Annotated in this window: 24 protein-coding genes; 16 read left to right on the forward strand and 8 right to left on the reverse strand. The window is 35.3% G+C overall.

Features of this window, described 5'->3' with window-relative positions; genetic code table 11:
• Positions 1-70: 70 nt before the first annotated feature.
• Genes DXU93_RS12590 through DXU93_RS12600 form a run of 3 tightly spaced genes read right to left on the reverse strand, consistent with a single transcriptional unit; the run spans position 71 to position 2,352 of the window.
• Positions 71-628: a hypothetical protein gene (locus tag DXU93_RS12590; protein ID WP_116881654.1), complete on the reverse strand. Its 558-nt coding sequence runs from the start codon at positions 626-628 to the stop codon at positions 71-73.
• Between the two features lie 27 nt (positions 629-655).
• Positions 656-1,726 carry a mannose-1-phosphate guanylyltransferase gene (locus tag DXU93_RS12595; protein WP_116881655.1) on the reverse strand — a complete coding sequence of 357 codons (1,071 nt, stop codon included), beginning with the start codon at positions 1,724-1,726 and terminating at the stop codon, positions 656-658.
• Complete coding sequence (locus tag DXU93_RS12600) at positions 1,723-2,352, reverse strand: SprT-like domain-containing protein (protein WP_116881656.1); 630 nt, start codon at positions 2,350-2,352, stop codon at positions 1,723-1,725. Before DXU93_RS12600 ends, DXU93_RS12595 begins: the two co-directional genes overlap by 4 nt.
• Positions 2,353-2,432: 80 nt before the next feature.
• Between DXU93_RS12600 and DXU93_RS12605 the strand changes: the two genes are divergently transcribed.
• Genes DXU93_RS12605 through arsC form a run of 3 tightly spaced genes read left to right on the forward strand, consistent with a single transcriptional unit; the run spans position 2,433 to position 4,293 of the window.
• The gene (locus tag DXU93_RS12605; RefSeq protein WP_116881657.1) at positions 2,433-3,173 is read left to right on the forward strand and encodes an MlaE family ABC transporter permease; all 741 of its coding nucleotides are present in this window, start codon (positions 2,433-2,435) and stop codon (positions 3,171-3,173) included.
• On the forward strand, positions 3,173-3,928 hold the full coding sequence (locus tag DXU93_RS12610) for an ABC transporter ATP-binding protein (RefSeq protein WP_116881658.1): 756 nt from the start codon (positions 3,173-3,175) through the stop codon (positions 3,926-3,928). Before DXU93_RS12605 ends, DXU93_RS12610 begins: the two co-directional genes overlap by 1 nt.
• 26 nt (positions 3,929-3,954) lie before the next feature.
• Complete coding sequence (gene arsC, locus DXU93_RS12615) at positions 3,955-4,293, forward strand: arsenate reductase (glutaredoxin) (protein ID WP_116881659.1); 339 nt, start codon at positions 3,955-3,957, stop codon at positions 4,291-4,293.
• A gap of 30 nt (positions 4,294-4,323) precedes the next feature.
• Here arsC and DXU93_RS12620 read toward each other — a convergent pair whose 3' ends face one another.
• Entirely contained in the window at positions 4,324-5,031 is a 708-nt protein-coding gene (locus DXU93_RS12620; protein WP_116881660.1) for a cell division ATP-binding protein FtsE, read from the reverse strand.
• Positions 5,032-5,197: 166 nt separating this feature from the next.
• Between DXU93_RS12620 and DXU93_RS12625 the strand changes: the two genes are divergently transcribed.
• The 5 genes from DXU93_RS12625 to DXU93_RS12645 all read left to right on the forward strand — a co-directional run bounded on the left by DXU93_RS12625 (position 5,198) and on the right by DXU93_RS12645 (position 13,467).
• A complete protein-coding gene (locus DXU93_RS12625; RefSeq protein WP_116881661.1) occupies positions 5,198-8,293 on the forward strand; it encodes a tetratricopeptide repeat protein in 3,096 nt (1,031 codons plus the stop codon).
• The gene (locus tag DXU93_RS12630; protein ID WP_123776134.1) at positions 8,286-10,010 is read left to right on the forward strand and encodes a TonB-dependent receptor; all 1,725 of its coding nucleotides are present in this window, start codon (positions 8,286-8,288) and stop codon (positions 10,008-10,010) included. Before DXU93_RS12625 ends, DXU93_RS12630 begins: the two co-directional genes overlap by 8 nt.
• A gap of 59 nt (positions 10,011-10,069) precedes the next feature.
• Positions 10,070-10,846, forward strand: coding sequence for an NRDE family protein (locus tag DXU93_RS12635; protein ID WP_116881663.1), 777 nt, complete (start codon positions 10,070-10,072; stop codon positions 10,844-10,846).
• 170 nt (positions 10,847-11,016) lie between these two features.
• Entirely contained in the window at positions 11,017-12,981 is a 1,965-nt protein-coding gene (gene dxs / locus DXU93_RS12640) for a 1-deoxy-D-xylulose-5-phosphate synthase (protein WP_116881664.1), read from the forward strand.
• A gap of 93 nt (positions 12,982-13,074) precedes the next feature.
• Entirely contained in the window at positions 13,075-13,467 is a 393-nt protein-coding gene (locus DXU93_RS12645; RefSeq protein WP_116881665.1) for a hypothetical protein, read from the forward strand.
• Between the two features lie 511 nt (positions 13,468-13,978).
• Here the strand turns inward: DXU93_RS12645 and DXU93_RS12650 are convergent.
• From DXU93_RS12650 to DXU93_RS12660, 3 genes are all read right to left on the reverse strand, one after another.
• Positions 13,979-15,421 (reverse strand): aldehyde dehydrogenase, encoded by a 1,443-nt coding sequence (locus tag DXU93_RS12650; RefSeq protein WP_116881666.1) that lies wholly within the window; start codon positions 15,419-15,421, stop codon positions 13,979-13,981.
• Positions 15,422-15,460: 39 nt separating this feature from the next.
• Positions 15,461-16,474: a COX15/CtaA family protein gene (locus DXU93_RS12655; protein ID WP_116881667.1), complete on the reverse strand. Its 1,014-nt coding sequence runs from the start codon at positions 16,472-16,474 to the stop codon at positions 15,461-15,463.
• Positions 16,475-16,696: 222 nt separating this feature from the next.
• Positions 16,697-17,062 (reverse strand): methionine-R-sulfoxide reductase, encoded by a 366-nt coding sequence (locus DXU93_RS12660; RefSeq protein WP_116881705.1) that lies wholly within the window; start codon positions 17,060-17,062, stop codon positions 16,697-16,699.
• Between the two features lie 138 nt (positions 17,063-17,200).
• On the opposite strand from DXU93_RS12660, the gene DXU93_RS12665 reads away from it, so the two are divergent.
• Genes DXU93_RS12665 through DXU93_RS12680 form a run of 4 tightly spaced genes read left to right on the forward strand, consistent with a single transcriptional unit; the run spans position 17,201 to position 23,289 of the window.
• Complete coding sequence (locus tag DXU93_RS12665; RefSeq protein WP_116881668.1) at positions 17,201-18,349, forward strand: DUF4856 domain-containing protein; 1,149 nt, start codon at positions 17,201-17,203, stop codon at positions 18,347-18,349.
• 48 nt (positions 18,350-18,397) lie between these two features.
• A complete protein-coding gene (locus DXU93_RS12670; protein ID WP_116881669.1) occupies positions 18,398-19,480 on the forward strand; it encodes an imelysin family protein in 1,083 nt (360 codons plus the stop codon).
• A gap of 9 nt (positions 19,481-19,489) precedes the next feature.
• A complete protein-coding gene (locus DXU93_RS12675; RefSeq protein ID WP_116881670.1) occupies positions 19,490-20,866 on the forward strand; it encodes an HTTM domain-containing protein in 1,377 nt (458 codons plus the stop codon).
• Complete coding sequence (locus DXU93_RS12680) at positions 20,863-23,289, forward strand: TonB-dependent receptor family protein (protein ID WP_116881671.1); 2,427 nt, start codon at positions 20,863-20,865, stop codon at positions 23,287-23,289. Before DXU93_RS12675 ends, DXU93_RS12680 begins: the two co-directional genes overlap by 4 nt.
• Before the next feature lie 91 nt (positions 23,290-23,380).
• Here DXU93_RS12680 and DXU93_RS15065 read toward each other — a convergent pair whose 3' ends face one another.
• Positions 23,381-23,545: a hypothetical protein gene (locus DXU93_RS15065; RefSeq protein WP_165851407.1), complete on the reverse strand. Its 165-nt coding sequence runs from the start codon at positions 23,543-23,545 to the stop codon at positions 23,381-23,383.
• A 130-nt stretch (positions 23,546-23,675) separates the two neighbouring features.
• Here DXU93_RS15065 and DXU93_RS15070 point away from each other — a divergent pair, with 130 nt between their 5' ends.
• From DXU93_RS15070 to DXU93_RS12690, 4 genes are all read left to right on the forward strand, one after another.
• Entirely contained in the window at positions 23,676-23,813 is a 138-nt protein-coding gene (locus DXU93_RS15070) for a hypothetical protein (RefSeq protein WP_165851408.1), read from the forward strand.
• 78 nt (positions 23,814-23,891) lie between these two features.
• A complete protein-coding gene (locus DXU93_RS15215; RefSeq protein ID WP_240623460.1) occupies positions 23,892-24,263 on the forward strand; it encodes a tyrosine-type recombinase/integrase in 372 nt (123 codons plus the stop codon).
• Positions 24,264-24,265: 2 nt separating this feature from the next.
• A complete protein-coding gene (locus DXU93_RS15220) occupies positions 24,266-24,721 on the forward strand; it encodes a tyrosine-type recombinase/integrase (protein ID WP_240623459.1) in 456 nt (151 codons plus the stop codon).
• Positions 24,722-24,836: 115 nt separating this feature from the next.
• The gene (locus DXU93_RS12690) at positions 24,837-25,544 is read left to right on the forward strand and encodes a hypothetical protein (protein WP_116881672.1); all 708 of its coding nucleotides are present in this window, start codon (positions 24,837-24,839) and stop codon (positions 25,542-25,544) included.
• Positions 25,545-25,626: the final 82 nt, after the last annotated feature.

Below are 25,626 nucleotides of genomic sequence, written 5' to 3' on the forward strand. Positions count from 1 at the left end.
TTCCGTGTGAAAAAAAAACTTGAGCGAAGCGAACCCAACCTAAATTCGTAATTGAATAATCCGTAATTATTTAAACGATAACGAATTGATGGTCCTTCAATAAGGCTCTCAAAGCTGGATCTGGTCCCAGAAACTGTTCTCCAAATCGGTCCATTTCTTCCTTCGTTTCTAGAGATAGATTCTCTTGGATTTCCTCGATATAACTTTGTCCAATCACAAAAGGAGTCATCGATGGAATGATTTTTCCATTTTGAAATTGACCTACGATATGGTATTCGTCATTGATTTTAATTTCTTCGTCAGAAAATAAACAAGCGGATTTCCAATCGGCTCTCCAATCTTCTTCCCATCTTTTTTGACGTTTCTCGATAAAAGAGGCGTTACCCATCATTTTCATCATGTATGCTCTTGACTCTTTGCTCATTTTTTTTCCTTGTTTTTCAGCACAAGGAATACAAATGGCTACTTCAAACAAGGTTACATCTTCACCTTCGTCAACACGTTTGTATGCTTTTTCAATGGTGTAAGGTGTTTGACTTTCTGATAAATCGCGGTCGCAAACTTTACACCTAATAAACGGTTTGTCGTCGGTATCGGAATTAAAATCGTTGGGGATTTCTAAACTCATAATTTAATGGTCAAAAATTGTGTTATACTATGATTCTTGAATTGCTTTCAAGTACGTTTTTAAACTTTGTTCATCTTTTTTGTCTAAAATAAGTAAACGATTCTCCGATTCCACCACAATATGATTATCTAAACCTTGAATGATGGCTAATTTGTCGTCAGGTAGATTAATTAAGCAGTTTGAAGACTTGAAAATATGCGTATTCTCTCCTTTAATACTGTTTCCGTTTACATCTTTGTCAAGGTGGTCGAATAAACTTCCCCAAGTTCCAAGGTCACTCCAGTCAAAATCGGCTAAAATAACATCAACATTTTTTGCGTTTTCCATAACCGCAAAATCGATAGAAATATCTTCACATTTTCTAAAGGCTTCGTTGACAAATTCAAATTCTCCAGGTGTGTTGTAAATCTCTAATTCACCACAGAATAACTCATGTAAATCTGGTTTGAACTTTTGAATGGCATTTAGAATCGTAGCTGCTTTCCAAACAAAAATTCCTGAATTCCAGTAGTAATCTCCACTTTTTAGGAATATTTCAGCCATCTCTCTGTTCGGCTTTTCCGTAAACTGACGCACTTTTGAGATTTGACCTGCGATAATATCGCCTTCCATGTGGAATTGAATGTATCCATATCCTGTGTCAGGACGAGTTGGTTTTATTCCAAGTGTTAAAATTCTATTTTCTCTATCTGAACGTTCTAAGGCAGTACTAATGATGCGTTCAAATTTTTCTTCTTTTAATATTAAATGATCAGAAGGAGCAACAATTAAGTTGGCATCTTTATTTTGAGAGTATATTTTGGCTGCAGCAAATGTGATACATGGAGCGGTGTTTTTACGTTCTGGCTCAGTTAAAATTTGATTTGACTTCAATTTAGGTAACTGTGTTTTTACCAATTCAACATAACTTTCATTCGTTACGATGTAAATGTTTTCGTCAGGAACAATTTTAGTAAGTCGCTCATAAGTTAATTGGATTAGCGTTTTCCCAATTCCTAAAACATCTAAAAATTGTTTAGGGCATTCGTTTACAGACATTGGCCAAAATCGACTACCAACACCACCAGCCATAATTACAGCGTAATTATTTTCTTTCATTTCTCCTCATTTAATGGCTTAACTTCCGCCAATCGATTGACGAGATATTTTTTGCCAGTTTTTACTTCCGTGCAAAGATACTTTCTTCTGCGCAATATTCCACGTTGAAACACCATTTTACCTAATTTAAAGTATGAATTGTTTTCTAATTCTTCAACCAAAGCGGTGCCTTCTTTCTTCTCGTTGAACGCCATCAAAGCTCTTGTTAAGTGAATGTCTGTACAACTTGATGCTTTTAAATTATTCAAACTTTTCAATAAGGCTTGTTCAATCGACTCCGGCAATTCTTTTTTTTCTAAAACGGGAATCAATAGTCGTTTAAATTCACTTTTCCATTCTTTACCATGAGGAGAAACATAACCGCCATATTTGATATAAGTCGTCATGTGTGCAAATTCATGGATAGTTGTAATTAGAAATGCGTATGGATTTAGATCACTATTGACGGAAATTCTGTGAGGTTTTCCGTTGAATGGAGGTCGATAATCACCTGCCTTCGTTTTGCGTGGTTTACTAATTCTAAAGTTCAATTTTTGAGAAAACATCAAGTCTACCACATACGGGACGTAACATGTTGGAATGTAACTTTCCAATGCTTTTGATATATTTTCTCTCTTTGTTTTCACGTCGTAAAAGTAACGATAAGAATAAATTTTATCGAATAATTGGGCTTGTTTAAGAATAAGCTATTAATTTAGCAATAGTAATGAGTTACATAACAAGCATAGGAAAATACGTTGGTATGATTAAAGAGGTGTTCTCTAAACCAGAACGCTTTAAAGTCTATTATACCAGAACGATAACAGAAATCGAAACTATTGGGATAAAATCAGCAGGGATTGTTGCCATTTTATCTGTTTTTATGGGGGCGGTTATTGCCTTGCAAACAGCATCCAATATGGATAGTCCTTTGTTGCCCAAGTACACGATTGGTTATATCACACGATCGAGTACCATTTTAGAGTTTTCACCCACAATTATCTCCTTGATTTTAGCAGGGAAAGTAGGGTCGAATATCGCCTCTGAGATTGGAACAATGAAGGTGACAGAACAAATTGACGCCCTAGAAATAATGGGTGTAAATTCACTTTCATTTTTGGTACTACCTAAAATTATTGCAGCAGTATTCTTCTTTCCATTTTTGATTATTTGTTCAATGGGATTGAGTATTCTAGGAGGTTATTATTCAGTTACAGCTTCCGGATTAGCTTCTCATGAAGAATTTACTTACGGTGTGAGGGCCTTCTTTAAAATGGGAGACATTATTTATGCCTTGGTGAAAACCTGTGTTTTTGCATTCATTATTGTTTCTGTTTCTTCTTACTACGGATATTATACCAAAGGAGGAGCGCTTGATGTAGGAACATCTTCTACCCAAGCAGTGGTATGGAGTAGTATTACTATATTATTGGCAAACTTTATTCTTACTCAATTAATACTCATGTAATGATTGAAGTGAAAAACATAAATAAATCCTTTGGAGAAAATCATGTTTTACATGACTTCTCAGCTCGTTTTGAAGCGGGAAAGGTGAATTTGATTATAGGTCAATCAGGTCAAGGAAAATCTGTACTAACAAAATGTATTGTTGGATTGATGGAAGTCGATTCAGGAAGTGTTTTGTACAACGACAGGGACTTTTCTAAAATGAAAAGAAAAGAGAGAAAAAACATCCGTAAAGAAATCGGTATGTTGTTTCAGGGTTCTGCTTTGTTTGATTCGATGACCGTTGAGGAAAACATCATGTTTCCATTGAAAATGTTTACTGATATGTCCAAAAAAGAAATGCTCGAAAGGGCGAATACTTGTTTGGAAAGAGTAAACTTATCTGGCCGAAATAAATTATTGCCTGCTGAATTAAGTGGAGGAATGATGAAAAGGGTCGCCATCGCAAGAGCAATATCAATGAAGCCAAAATATTTGTTTTGTGATGAGCCAAATTCAGGCTTGGATCCAAGTACATCTTTGTTGATTGATAACTTGATTCAAGAAATTACTTATGAGTATAATATGACTACAGTGGTCATTACACACGATATGAATAGTGTGATTGAAATCGGAGATCATATTGTTTTTATCCATACTGGAAGAAACTGGTGGCAAGGAACGAAAGAAGAAATCATTAAAACAGAGAATGAAGAGATCATTGATTTCGTTTATGCCTCTAAATTTATGAAATCCCTTAAAGGGAAATTAGGTTAACCCCATTCTATTTTAAAATAATTCGTATGAAAATTTACCATAATCCACGTTGTTCAAAAAGTAGAAATGCACTTCAAATCTTAGAAGAAAAAGGTGCAGATGTAGAGGTTGTAAAATACCTTGATGATACTCCAAGTAAAACTGAATTGAAAGCGTTACTAGGGAAGCTTGGAATGAAAGCGGAAGAGATTGTTAGAAAAGGAGAAAAAGATTATAAGGAAAACTTTAAAGGAAAGTCTCTTTCTGATGATGAATGGATTGATGCTTTTATTCAATACCCTAAATTAATCGAAAGGCCAATATTTGTCAATGGCGATAAAGCTGTTGTAGGGAGACCACCAGAAAATGTATTGGAGTTACTCTAATCTCTATTTGTTTCTGAAGCTTTTTATTTTTTAAAATTCCTGTACTTCAAAGGGATTGAAATTCCCCAATGATTCTACTTCTTTAATTGTGTTTTTCTCAACACGTAAGACACGACCAGGATATTTTTCCACCAATCCCATATCGTGAGTGGCCATTAGCATTGCTGTTCCTTCATTGGCAATAGCATGCAATAAATTCATAATGGCTCCAGAAGTTTCAGGGTCTAAATTTCCTGTTGGCTCATCTGCAAGAATTAACTTTGGATTATTGAGCAACGCTCTGGCAATCGAAACCCTTTGTTGCTCACCTCCTGAAAGCTCGTGTGGCATTTTGTAGGCTTTCTCTTCAATTCCTACCATTTTTAACACTTCTAATCCGCGTTGTTCCATCACTGATTTCTTTTTCCAACCAGTGGCTTTCATTACGAAAAATAAGTTTTTCATTACAGAACGATCTGTGAGCAATTGAAAATCTTGAAATACGATGCCTATTTTTCTTCTCAATAAAGGAATTTCTCTTTTTCGAAGTTTATTTAAATCGTATCCTACAACTTCCCCTTGACCGTCAGCCAAACCTAAATCGGCATAAAGCGTTTTGAGGAAACTACTCTTTCCAGATCCTGTTTTACCAATTAAGTAAACAAATTCCTTCGAAGAAATAGTTACATTGATATCTTGTAAAACAGTTACTTTTTTCTGTTCAACCCTTCCTTGATTTATATCGATTACCTTCTCCACAGTCGTTAATTTTTACAAATATCAACAAAATAATACAAGAATTATATTGATATAAATAACAATCTTAACAGATTTGCGTTTAAAACTTTTCAGGGCCCTCATAATTGCAATGCCAATACTCCCTATTTTTATAAGTTAAAGTAAATGTATTTATTAAAGTCGTAAGATGATTACAACACGTGGTTTTATTTTTCTCGTTTTTACCTTAATCTCAACTCTTGGTTGGGGTCAATCCACCAAAGAATATAGTGGAGAGTATGCCGATTTTTACAGGGCTGAAGAATTGTTTGAAAAAGAACAATACAGTGCTGCAAGGGAAGTTTTTTCGACTTTTCTAAAGGATTTTGAAGACACCCAAGATCCACAGTACATCAAGGCAAAATACTATGTCGGTCTTTCAGCATTGGAATTATATAATACTGATGCAGTGAAAATTTTAATGGAATTCAACAATGAATATCCTGAAAGTATTTATAAAAACGATATTTTCTTCAAAATAGGAGAACACTTTTATCAGCGTAAAAAATATAAAGATGCACGCGAATGGTTAGATAAAACAGACCCAACTGCTATTGATACAGCATTGTTAACAGCTTATAGATTCAAGTTAGGATATTCAAACTTTCAATTGGAGGATTACAGTGCCGCGCGTAATGAATTTTTTGATATAAAAGACGGTAATTCAAACTACAGTGCGCCTGCTTTGTACTATTATTCGCACATTGCCTACATGAATAAAACCTATCAAGAAGCCTTGGATGGATTTTTGAAATTAAGAGAAAACCCAACTTTTAAGGATGAGGTTTCATATTATCTAACTCAAATATATTATCTACTTGGAGATTTTGACAAAGTAACAGAGTTTGCGCCAGATTTCTCAGCAGAAGAAAATGGAATCGAAAATAATTCTGCAGAAATGAATCTTTTGATTGGTGATGCTTACTATAAAATTGGAAAGTTTGATGAAGCGGTTGCTTACCTAGAAGACTATAGTAATCGTAAGCAAATGACCCGAGATCAAAGTTATGCTTTGGCGTATGCTTATTTTAGAAGTAAAAGTTATGATCAGGCCATTCGCATGTTTGACCGCGTGTCGAGAACAGAAGATAAATTAGGACAAACTTCGTTTTACCATATTGCAGAATCTTACCTTAAAAAGGAGGAACTAAATTATGCAAGAACTGCTTTTAAGTCGGCTGCAAACTTGGATTTTGACCCAGTTGTTCAAGAAGATGCTTTATATAACTATGCCGTTTTATCTTATAAGTTAGATTACAATCCTTACAATGAAGCCATCAAAGCTTTTGAATTGTTTCTAAAAGAATTTCCAAATTCAGAACGCAAAGATGATGTGTATAGTTACTTGGTAAATGTCTATTCAAGTACGAAGAATTATGAAGAAGCTTTGAAATCATTGGACAGAATACCTGTATTGAATATCAAATTAAAAACCGCTTATCAAGTTGTTTCTTATAATATGGGAATTGAGAAGTATGAAAGAGGGAATTACCAAGAAAGTATAGACGCCTTGCAAGGAGTTTCTCGCTATGATATTGACCCGATGATTACTGGTAAAGCTAAGTTTTGGGAAGCTGATGCACATTACATGTTACAGCAATTTCCAACAGCAATTACTGAATTCAGGGAGTTCTTGAATGTTCCTGGAATGAATGATGTTGAATTGAAACAAGCTGCTTATTACAATATAGCCTATGCTTATTTTATGCAAGAAGATTGGACCCAAGCGATACAAGCTTTTAGGACTTTTACACAGTTGAATGACATTCAGAATGAGACTAAATTGGCAGATGCTTACGCTAGAATTGGGGATTGTTATTATACTAAAGCTGTACCAGATTTTCAAAAATCAGCATTGAATTACGAAAAAGCCTTGAGCTATGATATCCCTAAAAAGGATCAATACTTATATTCGTTATCTAAGGTATATAAGTTAATCCCAGGAAAAAGAGATGCTCAAATTTCTACACTGAATAGAATTTTAAATGATTACCCTAAATCATCCTATGTTATTCCAGCGAAGTTTGATATCGCAATGAGTTATAAAAACAAAGGAGAATACAATGAATCATTAACCAACTTCTTGAATATTACAAAAGAATATCCGAATAACATCTTGGTAAAGGATGCTTTGATAGAAATTGCTGACATTAAGTTTAAGCAACAGCAGTATCAAGATTCAGAAAGTTTCTTTAGAAGAGTCTTGAATGAATATACATTAGATGACGAAACTTGTAAAAGAGCAACACAAGGAATTGTTGATGTTTACCGTGCAACACGTCGTCAGGATGAGATTGTGAGTCTAGGAAAAGAATATGCATGTGCTGAGATTTCTGAAGATGATGAAGAGATTTTCTTTTATGAAACGGCAAGTGAGTTGTATGTCAACGAAGAATACGATGAAGCCATTCCAGAATTGAAAAAGTATTTGAATCGTTATCCAAATGGACGTTTTTCTGTTCAATTGTTGAGTTATTTAGGGGATATTTATTACCAACGTGGAGAGAAAGAATTGGCCATTACTTATTATGAGAATATTATTAATCGACCAAATTCTGCATATACGGAAGAGGCACTTGTGAGAACCTCAAAACTATTGTATAATAGTGAACAGTACAGTCGTGCACTACCGCATTATGAGAAGTTAGAAAATTTAGCTTCACAACCGCAAATTGTATTCAATACGCGTGTTGGATTAATGAGAACCAATTACATTCTAGAAAATTATGATGAGGCAGCATATTCTGCAAATAAAGTGCTTCAAGATGAATTGTTGGATGATGAAACCATCAAGATTGAAGGGAATTACATTGCTGGAATGTCTTATTTTGAAATAGAAGAATACCAGAAGTCTCTAACTTTTCTTCGATGGACGGCAGACAACACAGGAAAGGTGAGAGGAACTGAAGCACTTTATACTTTAACTTTCGCCAATTATCAACTTGAGAACTACGAAAAGGCAGAGCAATTACACAATGAATTGTTACAGCGTAAACCAGCTTATGACTTTTGGATTGCCAAATCATTAATCCTTCAGTCGAGAGTGTTTATGATGAAAGATGATTTATTCCAAGCTGAAAAAACAATTGATTTGGTGATTAGCAATTACCCAAACAAGGAAGATGGTGTGATTCAAGAGGCGGAGAAAGTAAAAGCTGAACTGATGCAATTGAAAGATACACCAGACGATTTTGAAGACGATACAAACCGAATGATAGACATTAATAATGAAGACAATGAATAAACATATAATTATCTTTTTAAGTATATTTTCTACTTTGTCATTGGCTTTTGGTCAAAACGAAGGTGATGTGAATATCGTTACAGATTCGGATCGATCTATCGCTCCAGCATATCGTATTTATTTGCGACCAAAAATGATTGATACAGCAATTACTTCTTCTGTGATTGAATATCCATTATTGGTGTTAAAAGAGGAAACATCTTTTGAAGTCGAAGGAATTGAGCCTGCGAATATTCGTCATAGAGCACAACTTTCACAGTTGTACAATGGATATGCAAAACTAGGTGCTGGAAGTTTGTTGAGAGGATTGGGAGAGGTTTATTATAATTCAACACGTTCAAGAAGATTTAATTGGGGAGTGCATGCTTTACATCATTCTGAATGGGGAGAATTGTCTGACTATGCTCCCTCAATGTATGACAATACTCAGGTGAAAGCCTTTGGTAAAATTGAAGAAAGCCGTTTTTCTTATGGTGGAGGAGCACATTATAGAAATCAAGGTTTACATTATTATGGTTTCCAAAATCCAGAAGCAGATCGCGACAGTATAAAACAACGTTACCAATCATTTGGTTTCAATGCATTTTATGATTCGCACAAAAAAGATTCTGCAACTTTAAATTATAGAATAGGTTTAGAATATGATAATTTCTCAGATCGTAAACCAGAAGCTGACAGTTTAAGTGACTGGAGAGGAATGGAAAATTATGTTGGCTTAAAAACAAGCTGGCAATACAATACCAGTTCTAATGTTTTGTTGTCAAACCTTCGTGCTGATTTAGATGTAAGTTGGAATGGATTTAGTTATGGTGTAACGGGCGATTCGCTTTCACCTTATGATGCTGGATTCACATCAAACAATACTGTTATTCAATTACGTCCATTAACGAGTTTTTATGGATTAAACGAAAAAGTTCAGTTCAAGATTGGAGGGGAGTTCGCATTAGATATTCACGATGAAACCAATGCAAGTTTATATCCAATTGCTGAAGCAAGATACTCTTTATTCGATGATATGTTTATCCCTTATGCAGGTATAGAAGGTGGGTTAAAACAACAACGATTTGCTTTGTTGGCTGAAGAAAATGAATTTATCGGTTCAAATAATCCACTGTTAAACGAAAGTGTCTATAAATTTCATTTCGGAATTAAAGGAACATTAACTTCGAGAATTAGTTTTAATGCAAACGTGTCATTTGAAAATTGGAGAAATCATGCGCTATTTATCAATGATACTATTCATTCGTCAGGAAATCAGTTTAGGGTGGCGTACGATACGGTTTCTGTAACCACAATTTCAGGAAGTATTTCTTATCAACAAAGTGAAAAGTTGAAGATTGATGTAATTGGTAAGTTCAATACTTATGCAGCCAATAATAATCCTTATGCGTGGAACTTGCCACAATTGGAGTTAATCACAAGAGGTAAATACAATATTGCAGATAAATTAATTGCAAACCTTGATTTCTCTTTAGAAACAGGAAGAAAAGCACAAGTTTTTGATCCAACAATAGAGGGTGCTGAACTTGAAGATGGTGTTTATTACCGTGATTTGGGAGTAATTGCTGATGTGAATTTGGGAGCTGAATTTAGATACACCAAACGTTTATCAATTTTTGCAAACTTCAATAATATTGCAGCGCAAAATTATCAACGTTGGAATGGTTACCCAGTAAATGCATTTCAATTTATGGCCGGATTGACATTTAGATTTTAAGAGGATTAAGCGAAATTAATTATCGCTGTTGAAGTTTGTAATTTATTCTATATAATTTTATGTGTCTAATCACATTTGCGTATAATGTTTCGGAGGAGTATCCTTTAATCCTTATTGCGAATCGTGATGAGTTTTATCAGCGCGCAACTGTACCTGCACATTTTTGGAAAGAAGAAAATGAAACATATATTCTTGCCGGTAAAGATTTACAAGGTGGTGGAACTTGGCTAGGCGTTAGTAAAAAAGGAAAATGGGCAGCGTTAACCAATTATCGGGATCTTGAAAACATTAAAGAAGACGCACCTACCCGTGGGAAATTGATTCCTGATTTTTTAAACTCCAGTGATACATGTGAAGCGTATTTGTTACAACTTCAAGCGGAAGCAGGTCAATACAATGGCTTTAATTTGTTACTTGGCGATGCGACGGGAGTGTATCATTTTTCTAATCATACGAATGAAATTACTAAAATAGAAGCTGGATTTCATGGAGTGAGTAATGCTGTACTTAATACACCTTGGCCAAAATTAACAGCGCTTAAAAGTCGATTCGCAACGAAAGTTCAAAATGATGAACTCAATAAAAATGTGCTGTTTTCTATGTTGAATAATCAAGATCAAGCCGAAACTCATGAGCTTCCAGAAACAGGATTATCCGAAGAACTGGAAAAAGCCATGTCTTCAATTTTTATTGATACACCAAACTATGGAACACGATGTTCTACTTTGCTTTTTATTGCTAAAGATGGGAGAGTGAGATTTGTTGAAAGAACATATGATTCAAAAAATCACGACATTTTTAAAGATGAGGTTTTTGAATTTGATACAATCTCCTAAGATTATTTCTTTCGCCTTGAAATCCTGTGTTTTAAAGCTGTTTTATCAAGAAATTTATTTAAATTTAAAATTCTAACGAAGCGAAAAACAATGTTTAAACATATTTTAAGTTTAAAGTGTTTTGTACATATCATAAGTAAGTGTACTTTTGTAATAACACATTTTAGATCATGGCGAAATTTAACCCGGGTACCCTCTTAAAAGACATCAATAATCCTGCTGACTTACGTAAGTTAACAGAGGAGCAATTGCCTCAAGTTTCTGAGGAAGTGCGTCAATATATGATTGATGTTTTATCTGAAATTGGAAATTCACACTTCGGCGCAAGTCTTGGAGTTGTGGAATTGACAGTAGCTTTACATTATGTTTTTGATACTCCAAACGATCAATTGGTTTGGGATGTTGGTCATCAAGCCTACGGACATAAGATATTGACTGGGAGAAGAGATGCTTTTCCAACGAATCGTACCCGAGGAGGAATAAGTGGTTTCCCAAAAAGAAGTGAAAGCGAATATGATACTTTTGGAGTTGGACATTCATCAACTTCAATTTCTGGGGCTCTAGGAATGGCTGTTGCGAATCGTTACAAAGGACTTCCTGAGCGCCAACACATCGCTGTAATAGGTGATGGTGCAATGACAGCTGGTTTGGCTTTCGAAGGAATGAACCATGCCGGTTTTGAAAAAGACGCTAACTTATTGGTGATTCTCAATGACAACTGTATGTCCATCGATCCAAATGTTGGAGCTTTAAGAGACTATTTAACTGATATTACCACTTCACATACCTACAATAAAGTGAAAGATGAAGTCTGGACCATGTTGGAAAAGATTTCAAAATTTGGACCTGACGCACGTTCTGTTGTGAGTAAAGTTTCAACCGCTTTAAAAGGAAGTTTGTTGAAACAAAGTAACATGTTCGAATCGTTGAATTTTCGTTATTTCGGACCAGTAGATGGTCATGATGTAATTGGATTAGCGAAAGTGTTAGAAGATTTAAAAGATATTCCTGGACCTAAAATTTTACATTGTTTGACCAAAAAAGGGAAAGGATTCAAATATTCTGAGGAAGGAAATCCAACACAGTGGCACGCACCAGGAGTTTTCAATAAAGAAACGGGTGAAATTGTCAAAATTGTACCGAGTTCTCCTCAACCACCAAAATACCAAGAAGTTTTTGGTCATACCATCGTAGAATTAGCAGAAAAGAATGAGAAAATCATGGGAATTACTCCTGCGATGCCTTCTGGTTCTTCGTTGAATATTATGATGAAAGCAATGCCAGATCGTTCTTTCGATGTGGGAATTGCAGAACAACATGCTGTAACATTTTCTGCTGGATTGGCTACTCAAGGATTGGTGCCTTTCTGTAATATTTATTCTTCTTTCATGCAGCGTGCCTACGATCAAGTGATTCATGATGTGGCATTGCAAAACCTAAATGTTGTTTTCTGTTTAGACCGTGCAGGATTTGCTGGTGCTGATGGAGCAACGCATCATGGAGCTTACGATATCGCTTATATGCGTAGTATTCCAAATATGATTGTTGCCGCTCCTATGAATGAAGCGGAATTGAGAAACATGATGTTTACAGCGCAGCAAGACAATATGGGACCATTCAGTATTCGTTATCCTAGAGGCAAAGGAGTTATGACAGAATGGAAAACAGTGATGAAACCTATTAAAGTTGGAACTGGACGAAAAGTTACCAATGGTGAAGATGTAGCCATTTTGTCTATTGGTCACCCTGGAAATTTTGCCCAAGAAGCAATCAAAGAACTTGAAGGAATGGGTGCTTCAGTGGCACATTACGATATGCGATTTGTGAAACCACTAGACGAAAGTTTATTGCATGAAATATTCTCTAAATTCGATAAAGTAATCACGCTTGAAGACGGTTGTTTGATGGGCGGAATGGGAAGTGCAATTCTTGAATTTATGGTTGATCAAGGATATACTTCTAAAGTGAAGAGGCTTGGAATTCCTGATGAATATATTCACCACGGTACACAGCAAGAGCTTTATGCAGATGTTGGTTTCGATGTTAAAGGCATTATCAAAACAGTGTTGTCTATGTTGCCAGAATTGAAAGCTTCATTGAGCTCGGAAGAAAAAGTGAAGTACTCTGTTGGATAGTTTTAATTGAGTAATTACGAATGGGGAATGGAGAATTACGAATTAGGTTATCATACTTCATCGCAGTCGCCTTTTAGGTATATATAATCGGTGATGGGTAAAATAGATAAGAAAAAATTCGAATTCTTCAAAGCACCAATAATGGCCTTGGAATATATAATGCGTAGTCTTTCTTGGAATTCAATACATCAAGGACGAGCAAAATACGGATTGATCTTTTTCTTGCCTTTCGTTCCAATTTTCATTTATGTAAATAATTTGGAGGATAGTTCAATCATCATTTATGCTTTTGTATATTTTATTTTCTATTTGATTTTAACGATTATTGTCGGAACTCAAATCCGTAAAATAGCCAGACAATGGCCTGACAAAGAATATAAAAAGCTAACTTCTGATCAAGTAACTTTTCCTTTTATTCTGTTATTATTGGTCAATGCAGCGCTGCATTTCACGATTTATTATGTGGTTTTGAATGGTTTTTTATAACGCAACTAGAATTAGATTTCTCAATGCAAGCATTTTCGAAATGACATTCATTTTTTGATTTAGTGGCGAAAGAGGCTGTTTCAAGCTTTGCTTGAAACAGCCTCTTTCGATGTTCTACTCATATGACTTGTCATTTCGATCATTGTGTGAAATCTTTGATTTTACTCGATGGAGAAATCTGTTTTAGGAAAATCGTGATTAGAAAAGGAATTCTTTTTAGTTGACCAAGTCGTGGTCTACAATATAAGTGCTTCTGCCTTCTTTCCTTTGCGTAACTCTGCGAATCTTTGCGAAACTCAGCGTAAGTTATAATGAATAAACACCCTATAGACCTTTGTGACTCCTCCATGATCTCTGTGTTAGAAAAAATCTTTTCCTCTCTGCGTATCTCTGCGAATCTTCGAGGAACTTTGCGTAAACCTAACGAAGAGTATCTTTCTTTCCCTTTGGGTTAAAACTAAATCTCAATAGTATTACATGCCTAAAGCAAACCGCCTAAAGCCTACAGCTATCAATATTTCACAAAAACATTCTTCGGTTCAGTAAAAAATTTCATTGCTTCCCAGCCTCCTTCACGACCAACACCAGAAGATTTTGTTCCACCAAATGGCGTACGTAAATCTCTCACCAACCAAGCGTTGATCCAAACAATTCCCGCCTCGATATCATTGGCCATGCGATGCGCACGTTTTAAATCATTCGTCCAAATAGTTGCTGATAATCCGTACTGCGTTGAATTGGCCATTTTAAGTACTTCCTCTTCTGATTCGAATGGGGTAAGTGTTACTACCGGACCAAAAATTTCTTCTTGATTTGTTCTGCATTGATAGTCTAGTCCTTCAATTATAGTTGGTGCAATGTAAAATCCTTGATCGTAAGGTGCGTCTAATTTCACTTGGTGTCCACCAGCTAAAACAGTTCCACCTTCTTCCTTCGCCAATTCAATATAGTTCAATACTTTTTCCATATGCGGTTTAGAAACCACGGCGCCTAATTGTGCTTTAGGATCTGATGGATACGAAACCTTTGATTTTTTGATTTTCTCAACAAATGCTGTTTTAAATTTCTCGTAAATGCCTTTTTGTACAAAAATTCTTGATCCACATAAGCAAATCTGACCTTGATTGGCAAAACTTGAACGAATAGTCGTACGTAACATTTCGTCAAAATCACAATCGTCAAAAATGATGTTTGGATTTTTTCCACCCAATTCCAATGATAATTTCTTGAACATTGGTGCTGCAATTTTAGCAATTGTTTTTCCAGTTGTTGTTCCTCCCGTAAATGAAATTGCCTTGGTTACTTCGTGACGAACGATAGCGTCTCCAGCGGTATGACCAAATCCATGAACGATATTCAAAACACCTCTTGGAAAATTGATGTCGTCCATTACTTTACATAACAAGTAAGCAGTGTATGGTGTGACTTCAGAAGGTTTTGCAACTACGCAGTTTCCAGTGGCCATTGCAGGAGCAATTTTCCAAGAAAATAAATACAAAGGTAAATTCCACGGAGAAATACAACCCACAACTCCAAGTGGTTTACGCAATGTATAATTTACACCTACACCAACCATTTCATGCGATTCAGAAGCGTAATGTTGAATACCTGTTGCAAAGAATTTGAAATTGGAAATGGCTCTTGGAATATCTATATGTTCAGCAAGTTTGATTGGCTTTCCATTGTCACGACTTTCTGCCTCAACAAATTCATCCATTCTGGCTGCAATTCCTTCAGATAACTTCATCATCCAGTCTCCGCGCTCTTCAATACTTAATCCAGACCATTTTGGAAAAGCCTCTTTCGCTGCTGAAACAGCTTTTTCAACATCCTCCGCTTGAGAATCTGGAATTAATGAATAAGCTTTTCCTATAGCGGGCTCAATATTGTCGAAATACTTTCCTTCTTTTGGTGCTACAAATTCTCCATCGATATAATTCTGAATCTTTTCCATCTTGATTACCTTAAGTATTGTGTTGTAAAATAATAAAAGTTAAGCGATTTCCTTTGTTTTTAATCTAAACGTAGCCATCATTAAAATTCCAAATAACACACAAGCAAAGAGTAAGTGCGCTGTTTGAACTAGTCCAGGTACATTGAAATGATTCAAGATCACTCCACTGAGTAATTCAATGGCTAACATGGCAAACGCCCAATGAATGATGCGTAAGTCTTTACTTTTTCTTGAAATCCAAAACATCACAGTGATTAGAATTAAAACCAACCATGAAGAACTTCTGTGAATAAAGAAAATCATTCCCAAGTTTTCGGACCAACCTTCACGACCAATTCCAGCCTTAGTGAGATGATCAATCTCTTCTCTTACCTGTGTTCCAAGAAACATTTGAAAAAATGTAACCACGAAGATGAAGAAGACCAAGGCGTAAAATTGCTTACTTACTTTGATGTTTCTTTGTTGAGAAGGTGCAATTAAGCGAATAAGATAAAGTTGCAAACCAATTATGACCAGCGCAAGGAATAAATGAACGGTAATGGTCCAAGGTACTAGATTTGTTGCCACAACAATAGATCCAAACCATGCTTGAAACACAAGTAGAACTAAATTAAGCGTTGCAGTTATGACCAATTTTCGTTTTCGGTATTTCAACATGATCCATAGAAATACGAGAAGAACTCCATTTCCCGCCAAGAAGCCAAATAGACGATTGGCATATTCTGTCCAAGTTTTACGTGCATTAAAATCCTGCTCATATAAAATGGATTTGTCGTTGCGAATTTTCTCGGCGGTTTCTTCCATTCCGATAGAAGTAAGAATGTTGCCGAATTTTTCTACTTTCTTAGCGCGTTTTTCACTGTAAATGAGTTTGTAATCACTAGGTAAAGCAGAACTGTCTGTTGGTGGAACCCATTGTCCGAAACATTTTGGCCAGTCTGGACAACCCATTCCACTTCCTGTAATGCGAACAAAGCTTCCCGCAATGACAACCAAAAATATTAAAACCAATGTTATCCAATTGACCCGAACAAACCACTTACTGTATTTCATTTTTACCTATTTTAAGATTGTAAAAAACAATTGTTTTGAGTGTTTTTCACTGTATCTACAAAAATACTATTCAAACGATTATAAAGTCAGAAATTTTAATTGTTTTTCCATGCTTTTGCGCAAGCGTAAAAAGGATGTGTATTTGTATGGACGTTTTGTAAAACGTCCATACCATGCGCAGAGAAATTTCGTAGATGAAATTTTCGAAAAAAAACTTCGATACTATAATCCCTTAAAATTCATAGAAACAGAATTTACACAATGACGCGTATTCTTAGCTGTAAATCCTTCTCCTTCAAAAACGTGTCCCAAATGTCCTTTACAATTCGCACAAACAATTTCTGTTCTTCTACCATCCGCATCGGGAACCCTCTCAACAGCTCCGTCTATTTCGTCATCAAAAGATGGCCATCCACACATTGAGTCGAATTTAGATTCAGAGGTATATAAAGGCGTGTCACATTGCTTACAAGTATAAACACCTTTTGCTTTTTCATTGAGTAGACCTCCTGTAAATGGTCTTTCAGTTCCTTTGTGAAGGATTACTCTTTCTTCTTCCGGTGATAATTTATTACGTTTTGAACTCATTGTTTTCACTTTTATTTATTGATATAACGTCGGTTAACCTCAAAAAGTTTATTTAAAACCATTCTAAATACCTAATTGGTGGTATTGTGATTTCCTTGGTCAAACTATATTTTTGCACAAAAATAATTAAACACTGATATGAATAAAAAAGTTTTTGTTTTTACGTTAGCAGCAACAATGATGTTTGCATGTAAAAAAGAAGGTTGTATAGATGAATTGGCAACAAACTATAGTTCTGAAGCTGAGAAAGATGATGGTTCTTGTAAATACGATGAGCAAGGTGAAGACGGTTATACTGTACCTACGACTTATGCTTTTGTAGATGAAAACGGTAATTCAACAGTGAGTTACAGTGGTCAAACTGATCGTTTGAATCAATTAGAAGAAATGGTTGTTTTGATGAAGTCGGGTACAGGAGCTACTGTTTCTGAGCAAGCTTTAATAGATATGTATGCAAATACAGGAGATAATGGTGGTGGAAACTTTTCATTTTCTTCAACGAAACAATTAGAAAACAAAACTTTTACAAACGACGTTCAAATGTTTAAAGATTGGATGTCTGACTTAGCAACAGCAAGTAACGATTATATGGAAACTGCTGCAAGTGGTCAAGCAGGTGTTTTAACATCAGGAACTAGTTCTTATTTGTTTGACGAAAATGGATATGAGCCAGTTCAATTGATTGAAAAAGGATTGATGGGAGCGACTTTCATGCACCAAGCAGTAAATGTTTATTTTGGAGATTCGAAAATCAATGCTGATAATACAGAAGCTGAAGACCCAACAAATGGAGATTACTATACAGCAATGGAGCACCACTTTGACGAAGCGTTTGGTTACTTCGGTGTAGATGTAGACTTCCCAAATACAGTTCCTGGTAGTTTCTGGGGTAAATATTGTGATAAACAAGATGCTGACATCAATTCGAATTCAGTAATGATGGATAACTTCTTGAAAGGTCGTGCTGCAATTTCGAATGACGATATGACTTCTCGTGATGCAGCAATTGAAGAAATCCGTTTGATGTGGGAAGAAATTACAGCTAGACAAGCAGTTACTTACTTGAATTCAGCAAAAGGACAGTTAGGAACAGACAATGCTAAAGCTTTCCATGCACTTTCAGAAGCGTATGCATTTGCTTGGAACATCCGTTATGCACCGCTTGAAACAAGAAGAGTTTCTCAAACTGATCACGCATTAATTATGGCGATGTTCCCTGCTAATATGTGGGATATTACTGTTGCTGACATAAATGGAATTATTGCTGCAATTGAAGCAAACTATTAATTAGTGGCTTGTCGAAAATAGACACAAAATTATTTAACACAATAGGTTATGCTATATAAATCGATAGGATTAGTTGTTTTATTAAGTACTGGACTACTCTTTTCTTGTAAGGATAAGGTAGGAGTTGACGATGATGTGACAGATTTTGATAAAGCAGAAATGTTAGAAAACGTTTCTTCAAACATCATTGTGCCGTCATTGAACGCTTTTAGTACTGAAGTATCAGATCTTAAGTCAAGTTTTGAAACTTTCAAAGCGACACCAAATAGTGCAAATCTTGAAGAAGTAAAATTACATTGGAAAGAGAGTTACATAATTTGGCAATGGCTTAAAATATTTGACTTTGGACCGATTAGAGATATCGGGTTCAAAAGTGCAACAGCAACTTATCCTGTCGATACAGCAAAAATAGAAGATAATATTAGTAACGGTGGTTATAACTTGTCTTCTGTAGTAAACCTTGATGCTATTGGTTTTAACGCTTTAGACTATTTGTTCTACAACTCAAATTCGCTAACATCGTTTCAAAACAATTCAGATTATGCAGATTACGCTTCTGAAGTGATTGAGAAATTATACAACGAAACGCAAAATGTAGTGAATGGATGGTCAACTTACGAAAGTGAATTCAATGAATCTACTGGAACTTCATCAACTTCTGCATTTTCAGAGTTTGTGAATGAGTTCAATAGAGATTTTGAATTGGCGAAAACAGCCAAAGTAGGTATTCCAATCGGAAAAGCGAACTTAGGTCTTGCTAATCCAGATTATGTTGAAGCACGTTACAGTGGAATTTCTTTCGAATTACTTGAAGAGAGTATTAGAGCTTTGGCAACAACATATAAAGGAAATAGTTACAGAACTGATGCTGCTGGAATTGGATTTAGCGATTACCTAGTTCACCTTGGTAAAGATGATTTAGACCAAACCATCAAAGATAGATTTGAAATTATTTTAGATAAAACCCAAGGATTTTCAATGACCTTAGAAGAGGCGATTAATGATCCTTCAAAAACAGATCAGTTGGATGAATTGTACCTCAAATTGCAAGAGCATGTAGTGTACATTAAGACTGATATGACGGGTGCCTTTGGTGTGCTCATTACATACCAAGACAATGACGGTGATTAATCGATAGATATGACAAAAGGGAATCCTTTTAAAATTGATTTTTTTAAGCAAGAATCTATAGCTCCTCTAATAATGTTTCGCATTATTTTTGGGGCTATTTTGCTTTTCAGTAGTGTACGGTTTATTTATAAAGGTTGGGTAACAACACAATATATCGAACCGCAATTTTATTTCGGATATTTAGGCTTTGAATGGGTGAAACCTTTACCCGGAAACTGGATGTTTTTGCCTTTTGTTATCATGGTGATTTCTGCTCTATTTATTGTCATCGGACTCTTTTATCGCTACAGTACTTTTGTTTATTTTCTTTGCTTTACTTACGTAGAACTGATTGATAAATCTAATTATTTAAACCATTACTATTTTGTAAGTTTAATGGTTTTCTTACTCATTTTTGTACCTGCCAATCGCGATTTTTCCATTGATGTTTTAAGAAGACCACATTTACGCAGAAAATTAGTTTCGGCATGGCACATAGGAATTTTGAAATTTCAAATGGCGGTCGTTTATATTTTCGCTGGAATCGCTAAACTAAACTCCGATTGGCTTTTGGAAGCACAACCTTTAAAAATTTGGCTGCAAGCGCATCATCAAATTCCGCTTATTGGAAATTTATTGCAAGAAGAAGCAACGGCTTATTTATTGAGTTGGGGTGGATGTTTTTACGACTTATTTATCGTGTTTTTCCTCTTGCAACGTAAAACCAGACCTTTCGCTTATATCGTTGTGATATTCTTCCATTTGGTTACATGGTTGTTGTTTCCCATCGGTGTTTTTCCTTGGGTCATGATTTTCTCTACGACTATTTTCTTTAGTGTCAAATTCCACCGCACTTTATTGTTGGCATTGAAATCGATTTTCAAATGGCCAGCTTATGTTCCAGATAAAATTGATGCCAAACCAAAGGCCAATAGTTTTGTGAAATTAGCATTGGTAATTTATATCTTTATCCAAATTGTAATTCCTTTCCGTTATGTATTGTATCCAGGAAATTTGTTTTGGAACGAAGAAGGGTTCCGTTTTTCATGGCGTGTAATGTTGATGCACAAAGAAGGTTTAGCGACTTTTTATATTAAGGATAAAGCAACTGGAAGAACCATTGAAGTAGACAATTCTGACTATTTAACCGTTCGACAAGAAGATCAAATGGCTACCCAGCCCGATATGATTTTACAGTATGCTAAATTTTTAAAGTCAGAATTTGATGGAAAGACATTCTCTAATTCCACTAAATCAATAACTTTGCGCGATCCTGAAGTAAACGCAGAAGTATTTGTCGCTTTAAACGGTAGACGAGCACAACTGTTTGTCGATAAAAAACATGATTTGTCTACCTTAAATTATAATTTGAAACACCGTAATTGGTTAGAACCATTTGAAAAATGAAATTAGTTGTATTTGCAATAGCGTTATTCTTCGTCACTTTTTCATTTGGTCAAGAAATTTACCGTGGAAAAGTTCTAGATAAAGAAAATGACGCTATTCCGGGAGTGAAAATTCACAACCTTACTAGTGGTGCGCTAAAACGTACCTCAATTGACGGAGATTTTGCGATAGCCGCACAACCTAAAGATACCCTCGTTTTTAGCTTTTCTTACTATGATAGTTTATTCGTTGTTGTAGGAAAAGAATTGAAATTAGGCGGAAAAAACCTATTGTTCATGAAATACCAAACGCAAGATATTGAGGAGGTCATGATCATTCAAAAACGCATGGCTGATTTTAACGTCGGATTTATGCCACCCATTAAAGGAGTAAGACTAAACACAGGAACCAATTCAATTATAGAATTAGAAAATTTAAGTGGTGCAAAATCTACAGGAAATGCACGTGAAATGTACGCTAAAGTTCCGGGTTTAAACATTTGGGAAAATGATGGAGCAGGAATTCAAGTAGGAATTGGAGGAAGAGGATTAAGTCCAAAAAGAACGGCGAATTTCAATACCAGACAAAATGGATACGACATTAGTGCAGATGCCTTAGGATATCCCGAAAGCTATTATACACCACCCATCGAAGCCTTAAAAAGCATTGAAATTATTCGAGGTTCTGCCGCCTTGCAATTCGGAACACAGTTTGGTGGATTATTGAATTTTGAAATTTTAGATCCAGTTGAACATTCTCCTTTTGAATTTACCAGTCGAAATACCGTTGGAAGTTATGGATACTTCAGTACTTTTAACCGTGTTTCAGGAACGCACAACCGTATGTTTTATCAAGCTTATCACCAATATAAAAGGGGAGACGGTTACCGTGATAATAGTGCGTTTTACCAGCATCAAGCGTTTGCACAATTGGGCTACTATTTAAATGAAAATTGGAAGGTGAGTGCAGAGTTTACCCACATGAATTACCTCACCAAACAAGCTGGAGGTCTTACCGATGTTAATTTTGAAGAAGATCCACGACAAAGTGTGCGCGATCGAAATTGGTTTGCTGTTGACTGGAATTTATTGGCCTTACGTTCGACTTATGAATTAAGTAAAACCGCAACACTTAACGTACGTGCTTTCGGAATGGTGTCTAACCGAAGAACAATTGGCTTTTTAGGGAAAATCACCCAAACTGATCAAGGAGGAAATCGTGAAATGATCTATTCTGACTTTATGAACGGTGGAGTAGAGGCGCGTTTTTTGAAGAAATACAGTTGGTTTAAATCCGAACAAAACGAAGCTAAAATTAAAGGTGCCTTATTGATAGGAGCAAGGGTTTATCAAGGAGAAACAAAAACAGAACAAGGAACAGCGGCCGATGGAGATGATGCCAACTTTATTTTCGTCAATCCAGATGATGTCGAAGGTTCATCGTTTACCTATCCTTCGTTAAATCAAGCCGTCTTTGCCGAAAACATGTTTTTTATAGGAAAAAAGTTGAGGATTAATTTAGGTGTGCGAATTGAAAATATTGAAACACAATCCAGTGGGTTTTACAAGCAATATGTAGTTCACCCTTTGAATTTCGATACCTTATCCATTTCTACTATTAATGATTCGAATGTTGTAGAAAGAACAGTTCCTCTTTTTGGAGCCGGAGTTTCTTACAAAACAGGAAAGAAATCGAATTTATACACAAACATTACACAAAATTATCGTGCCATTAACTTTACAGATATCCGTGTAACCAATCCAAATGTTGTGGTTGATCCTGACATTAAAGATGAATACGGTTTTACTTCTGAACTCGGATTCCGTGGCTTGTTAAACGACCTTTTGATTTATGATTTATCTGCATTTTACATTTTCTATGGTGATAAAATTGGATTGGCACCAAAACCTAAAACCATCAAAAAGGAACGTACCAATATTGGAGACGCACAAAATTATGGACTCGAATTGTTCTCAGAAATTGACTGGTTAAAGCTAGGTGCGAAGAAAAGAAAGTGGACTTTAAAAACCTTCGTGAATACTTCTTATATCAATGCGAATTATATCACCTCGAAAGAACCAAATTATGTAGGCAATAAAGTTGAATATGTGAGTGAATTTATGATTAAAACAGGGATCAGTAGCTCCTTTAAAAACTGGACATTAAAAGTACAATATTCTTACAATTCTTCTCAATTTTCGGATGCCTCGAATGCTGAAGAAGCATCAGGAGACGCTGTAATTGGACTAGTTCCGGCTTATGCTGTCTTTGATTTTAGCGGAAAATATGCTTTCAAAAAGTTCTTCCAAGTAGAGTTTGGGGTAAACAATTTCACCAATGCTAGCTATTTCACCCGAAGAGCAACGGGATATCCTGGCCCAGGGATTTTACCATCAGATGGGATTTCTGGGTATGTGACCCTGCAGTTTAAGTTTACGAAGTAGGTGGTTAGTTACATAGTTTTCAAGTTGGTTAGTTGTCAAGTTGGTTAGTTTTCAAGTTCGATAGTTTTAAAGTTGGATAGTTTGGTTACTTCTATACTCTTGCCCAATACTCATGCTGATTTTTACCTGTATGCTTTTGCTCAAAACTCTTGCTGATTTGGCGTCCTGTTCTGCCTACACCTCCAATCTGTCTTGCTGAAAAGTAACGCTGTAAAATGCCCCAAAAGGAGCTTCCAAGGTCGCTCTTCTGTCGCAAACAGCTGTACATTCAACTGCGTCAGGATTTCCGTTACCGTCAGGGCCGGGAAGAAATGATTCTTTTTAACATCGTACTAATGATTGTTTTTTATTAACTTAAATAAGAGTTACTGAATAAAACCTAAATCATGTCTAAATTTAAAGCAACGATTATCACCCATAAAGGACAGTCTAGAATTGCTGTAAGCTTCGAAAACAAACCAGAATTACGCCAACGATTTAAAAAACTTCGTGGTGCAAAATGGAGCGCTTCTAAGAAAACATGACATTTACCTGATAATAAGATCTATCGAAAGCAATTTGGTCTGCCTATTTACGATAAAGACACTCTTTCGGAGGAAAAAATTGAACAACTAAAGAATTTCAAAGATTGGCTCACAGCTCATCGCTATTCTAAAAGTACGGAAAACACCTACATAAATGTTATGCGTGTCTTTTTAGTGTTTTATAAGGATAAACCTATTTCCGAAATAGAAAATGACGATATTATACGATTTGATAATATGTATATTTTAAAGAACAAACTATCCAATTCCTATCAGAATCAATTTATAAACGCGTTGAAATTATTTTTTAAAACAGTTGAGAAAAGGAAATTAGAGACTGAGTTAATTCAACGACCTAGGAAAGAAAAGCGATTACCAAATGCATTGAGTAAAGAAGAAATCAAGAAAATTTTAGATGCACCACTTAATTTGAAACACCGAACTATGTAATCTTGGCATATGCTTGTGGTTTACGTAGAGGTGAAATTTTAAATCTAAAGCCTACTGATATACTCACGGATCGTTATTTACTCCGAATAAATCAATCAAAGGGGAATAAAGATAGAGTTGTTCCCATTAGTGAGAAGATAATTAAAGAATTACGCAGTTATTATAAAGCATACCGACCAAAAACGTGGTTATTTGAGGGACAGACACCAGGCACACAATATAGCCCTACAAGTATTCAAGAGGTTTTAAAAAAGGCCGTTAAAAAAGCAGGAATAAAGAAACCAGTCACATTACATTGGCTAAGGCATAGCTATGCTACCCATTTATTGGAAAGCGGAACAGATTTGCGTTATATACAAGAATTATTGGGTCATGGAAGTTCAAAAACCACTGAGATTTACACGCATGTTACCAATAGAGATATTCAACGAATTAAAAGTCCGTTTGATGACTTGTAAATCAAGTAATATTTATTAGTTTTATGGTAATAAAAAACAATAAAACTGTACAATATTTCTATTTCAGGAAGGCTAAATACAGTTTAACTGGATATATAAACACGTTGGCAGTAATATGAAAAAAGTCATTATCAACATTAGTTTTTTCTTTATTTTGGTAAGTTGTTTATCTAAAAAAGACAATATTGATTCTGAACTAAATATACTCAACGATATCTTTCTTGAATTAGTCGGAACTGAATATTATTATGAAAGACTTCCGATTCCACCAATGCCATTGGAATATGCTGAGAACAAACAAGATTCAATAAGCCACCATGTTCAAAAAGAAAAGTATGATGAAGCTTTTGCTAATCCTAAATTAGATAAGTCAGAACTAGTATTAGGAATTAGTTCTAATTTCAATAATCCTAAAAGGGAATTTAGAGATTGGAATACCAAAGAATCAACATTTCCTAGAAAATACTATCCTGACTCTCTACATTCAAAAGACTTTGACCAACTCTTAATTGAATTAGTTGATAGTACATCATTTCAAAAAGGTAAATTGGAATTGGAAAAATTAGAACAAACAGGAAAATATAGCATTAAGGATTTAGGGCAATTAGAAAAACAAAATAAAGAATATTGGAAAAGTAAAGAATACAGATATATTGCGTCAATTAGGTTTTCTGATTTTAAATTAAATAAAAACAACGATAAAGCAATTTTTTACTTTGATTTCTTATGTGGGGAATTATGTGGCTCAGGCGAAATAATATTTTGTATTAAAGAAAATGGTAAATGGAAAATAGTGGAAAGAAATATGCTTTGGGTATCATAAATACTACTGCCAACACCGTATATAATTTATTGCTAGTTCTAGCCTATTTACGAAAATCCTCGCGGATTTTCTATTCGGTTTT

The sequence above is a fragment of the Brumimicrobium aurantiacum genome (assembly GCF_003402975.1).
Taxonomy (GTDB): domain Bacteria; phylum Bacteroidota; class Bacteroidia; order Flavobacteriales_D; family Crocinitomicaceae; genus Brumimicrobium; species Brumimicrobium aurantiacum.